Source organism: Pseudoalteromonas sp. S3431, assembly GCF_000690035.1.
Taxonomy (GTDB): domain Bacteria; phylum Pseudomonadota; class Gammaproteobacteria; order Enterobacterales; family Alteromonadaceae; genus Pseudoalteromonas; species Pseudoalteromonas fuliginea.
On sequence record NZ_JJNY01000065.1, the window covers coordinates 1 to 3,728 of the forward strand.

The window sequence follows — 3,728 nt, forward strand, 5'->3', positions numbered from 1 at the left end:
GTGGGAGTCATTATGTCTATAAGCTTAGGATATATCATTGAAGCCTTCTATTTTTTTATTTTTTATAAGTATTCTTTTAACTCATTTCACTGTCCTTGCCGAGTCTAAAGTCAGTTCTGCTACGATTGAAAATATGCAGCTTGAATATATTGATATAGGTGCTGGAGATATTAATATCATTATTGAGTCGGGCGTAGGGATGGGGGTTAATTATTGGAAGCCACTATTAGCTAAATTAAAAATGCTTAAATATCGAGTTATTATTTATTCCCGTGCTGGCAATGGCTGCTCAACACCAACTATTGATGCTTCTATTCCGGAATCTAATAAGCGCCTACACGCTCTACTAAAGCTATTAAATATTGATAGAAATATTATATTAATGGGGCACTCATTTGGAGGTATTCATGTTCGTGAATATGCTATTTCTTATCCGGAGCAAGTGATAGGCTTAGTGTTACTAGATCCAAGTCACGAGCAGTTTTCGAAAAAGCTAATTCAGTTAAATAAAGCCTGGGCGGTGAGAGATAATAAAAGGCTAAATTCGCTTTTGGCTCAAAGCCAAGAGTGGCAAGTTTTGCAAAAAATATATCAAAATGAGCAATTAAAGGATAAAGGCTCTATTACTAAAATACCAACTGTTATTGTCACCTCCAGTAAATTAGGAGAAAGCGATTGGTGGATTGGTCACAGTGAACAAGGGAAGGAAATATGGAGAGAGCTCCACTCTTCATTAATACGGCATAACCCTAATTCGATCCATATAGTTTCGAATTCAACGGGCCACAATATACCTATTGATTCGCCTAACTTAGTTAATATAGCGATTGAACAAACAGTTGATTTAGTTAATGGCTTATAAGTGGGCGTTATCACCGTCCGCTCATGGCACTGAGCCGAACTTCGGCAAAGAGAGAGAAGCCGATGGTCGATAAACTCGTTTTTGGACAAAACCTTCCTAGCCCAAATGACTAAGTGGCACAGTTCAGATGAGAAAAAGTATCTTGAAACTTTAAACGTTTGTATTGGACTTTTCACCGTATACGGAAACGCCCAAAGTTATTAGCTTTAGGCGTTTCTTCTAACAAACTTGGTTACGACAAACCGAGCTTTAAAGTGTCATATGCAGAATTGGAAAAGGTTTTCCCATATCATCAAGTGGTTAACGATAAACTACTTTAAAACCCATATGCTCGTAGAAGCCTACTGATAAGTGAAAACTAGACAGCCAACTTAATTGAACTACAAAACTTAGCCAGTAAACTTACTTTTTGGTAAAGAGTTCAACTCTCTTTATGCGATTATTAATAAAGAGAATTAGGTTGGGAGTCTAATGTACTCTCTTGATGTAAATAAAACAGCTACGGGCTGGGCACCTGCTACGCACGGTTGGTCAAGTGAATCTGAATTTGGTTTGCTTGAGCTGGTAGATTTTTATGTAAGCTTAGGTGTTATTGATTTTTTATGTACGGACATCAGTAAAGATGGCACCATGACGGACCCATCATTTGAGCTTTACGAAGATTTAACTCGTCACAACAGCACAATTAAAGTGCAAGCCTCAGGGGGTGTAAGCTCACTAGATAACATTAAAAAGCTTAAAGAGCTTGGTGTGGGCGGCGTTATTTTAGGTAAATCATTGCTTGATGGCGCATTTAGCGTTGAGGAGGCACTGGCATGTTATCAAAACGCATAATCCCGTGTTTAGACGTTAAAGACGGCCAAGTAGTTAAAGGCGTTAAGTTTAAAGGCCATGAAGTTGTTGGCGATATTTTAACAATGGCAACTAAACCAGACAGCCACTCTAATTAAAAAATAAAACTGTGCACCTTAGAAAGTGCAAATTTAGGATGGATGTCTAGTTTATTGTGTTTTCTAGTTTATTGTGTTTGCAAACGATTAGGCTGTATTGAACCCGTGTTCGGCAATATTACCGTCAACAAAGGCATGAATAAATTGATCTTACGAGGTCAAACGAAAGTTAATACGCAATGGCAACTTTATTGCCTCGTTCATAATATAGAAAAGCTGCAAAACACGATGCATTTAAAAGGGGAAGCCTTTTTAATCTAAAATAAAGCCACTAAAGCACCCGTAATCCCGTCCAAAACGCCAATTAAAACAATATCGAACACTTCTTTATATTCTGCGTAAAAATACAGTAATCAATTGAACCAAAATAGGAACTCGGCTATGGTCTATTTATCAATAAAAATAAATAAAAGAACGAGTTAATCTACAGGCTCGTTAGCTATCAAGGATAGAATTGTGAAATTATCACGTATATTGCTATTAACGTTTTTATTTAGCTTCCAATCAAATGCAGAAGGGTTTGATGCGAAAGCCTTCTTTGAGTCATCAATTAATAATACAAAAGCGAAAGCTCATGAGTTTGTTAATTTATATTTGACTAAAAAACAGTTTAAAAAACCCCATGAGCTTTTATGCTCAGATATTGCAGAAAAAACGTCTTTATCAAATTTAGAGGCTGCTTACGAACAACTAAACAAGTTCGCTGATCTAAGTAAATTCAAAAACCCTGAAATTATTGATGCAAATGTTCAATTACATGAAACTGAGCCATACGGTTTAGTTAATTATGTTGTGGTATTAAAAGATAAAGACAATCAAAAGTTAACAGGCTCAGTGACTTTCAGAGCTAAAGATATTTGTATCTGGGGTTGGCGTTTTCAGCCGATGATTACTAAGTCATTCGACTTTGATAACTAACAACACGCCCGGAGGTGGACGACCAGTAAAATTTAGCTATTAATTGCAAATTTTTAAAATGGTGAGCCTCACTTAATTTAGCCAACAGTAATTTTCCGCTTAGCCTAGTTTGGCTGTGATTCACTATTAGGAATAAACTTTGAATAAAGAAATTTTGTTATTTCTTCTCACCCTACTTTGTACTATTAATTCTGCGATCTCCGCAGAGACAACTTGGAAAACCCAAGGTTATGGTTACGTTTTTCATACTGTGGACAATAAAACAACAGCTTTTGATTTAACAACTAAGCATTGTTTGGAAAACCACTTTATCACCGATGAGTTTGAACAAATCTCGTTCATCGAAGAAACACAAAAAGTGAATAAATATACTCGCTTACTTAACTTTGGTGGTTTATTTCCGTTAAAACTAACGAAATTAGATAGTTTACCCGCTCAATGTCAATCCAAAAAAATTGTTAGTATAAAAGACAAAAACTATGAATTTAATGCCAGTATTGTTCTTGACGTTCTAATGAATAATTTTGAAGAGCACTATGCATTTTCAAAAGATAAAAATATTAGTTGGGTTGAGCAGAGAAAACTTTGGCAAAAAAGAATAACCTCAAAAACTACGCAAGATGAGCTATTTAGTATCATAGATGACTTTCTTAAAGAATTACGCGACGGTCATGCCATATTACTTAATCAAGAACTTGATAGGCTTTCACATTACTCACCAAGAAAGTGGTCATTTGGGGATGAATTAAAAGCGCACTCAGTAAATTACCCTGAATACTCAACTTACTGGGAATTACATACCGCATTAATTGAAAAGTCTCAGGAAAACATTAAGAATTACATTGATAAAAACTATTCCACTCTTCAATATCACGATAATTTTACCTTAGCAAAAACGCCTCAAAATATTGCCTATTTAAAGATAAGTAACTTTGATGATTTCTCAAATAATGACGTAAAAGCAACAAAAGAGGTTATGGTGAATTCAATAGGTCAAT

The 3,728-nt window shown here is 35.4% G+C and carries 2 protein-coding genes and 4 pseudogenes; all 6 read left to right on the top strand.

Annotation, left to right across the window (positions count from 1 at the left end; genetic code table 11):
* Positions 1-37 precede the first annotated feature (37 nt).
* Positions 38-862, top strand: a complete 825-nt coding sequence (locus tag DO88_RS04050) for an alpha/beta fold hydrolase (protein ID WP_033040429.1) — start codon at positions 38-40, stop codon at positions 860-862.
* A 477-nt stretch (positions 863-1,339) separates the two neighbouring features.
* Positions 1,340-1,696: pseudogene (locus DO88_RS04045) on the top strand (HisA/HisF-related TIM barrel protein); the annotation flags it as partial.
* Positions 1,678-1,791 (top strand): annotated as a pseudogene (locus tag DO88_RS18820) (HisA/HisF-related TIM barrel protein); the annotation flags it as partial. The pseudogenes DO88_RS04045 and DO88_RS18820, both read left to right, overlap by 19 nt.
* Positions 1,792-1,893: 102 nt before the next feature.
* Positions 1,894-2,073: pseudogene (locus DO88_RS18825) on the top strand (transposase); the annotation flags it as partial.
* 195 nt (positions 2,074-2,268) lie between these two features.
* Positions 2,269-2,730, top strand: a complete 462-nt coding sequence (locus DO88_RS04040) for a hypothetical protein (protein WP_033040431.1) — start codon at positions 2,269-2,271, stop codon at positions 2,728-2,730.
* A gap of 139 nt (positions 2,731-2,869) precedes the next feature.
* Positions 2,870-3,728: pseudogene (locus DO88_RS04035) on the top strand (S41 family peptidase); the annotation flags it as partial.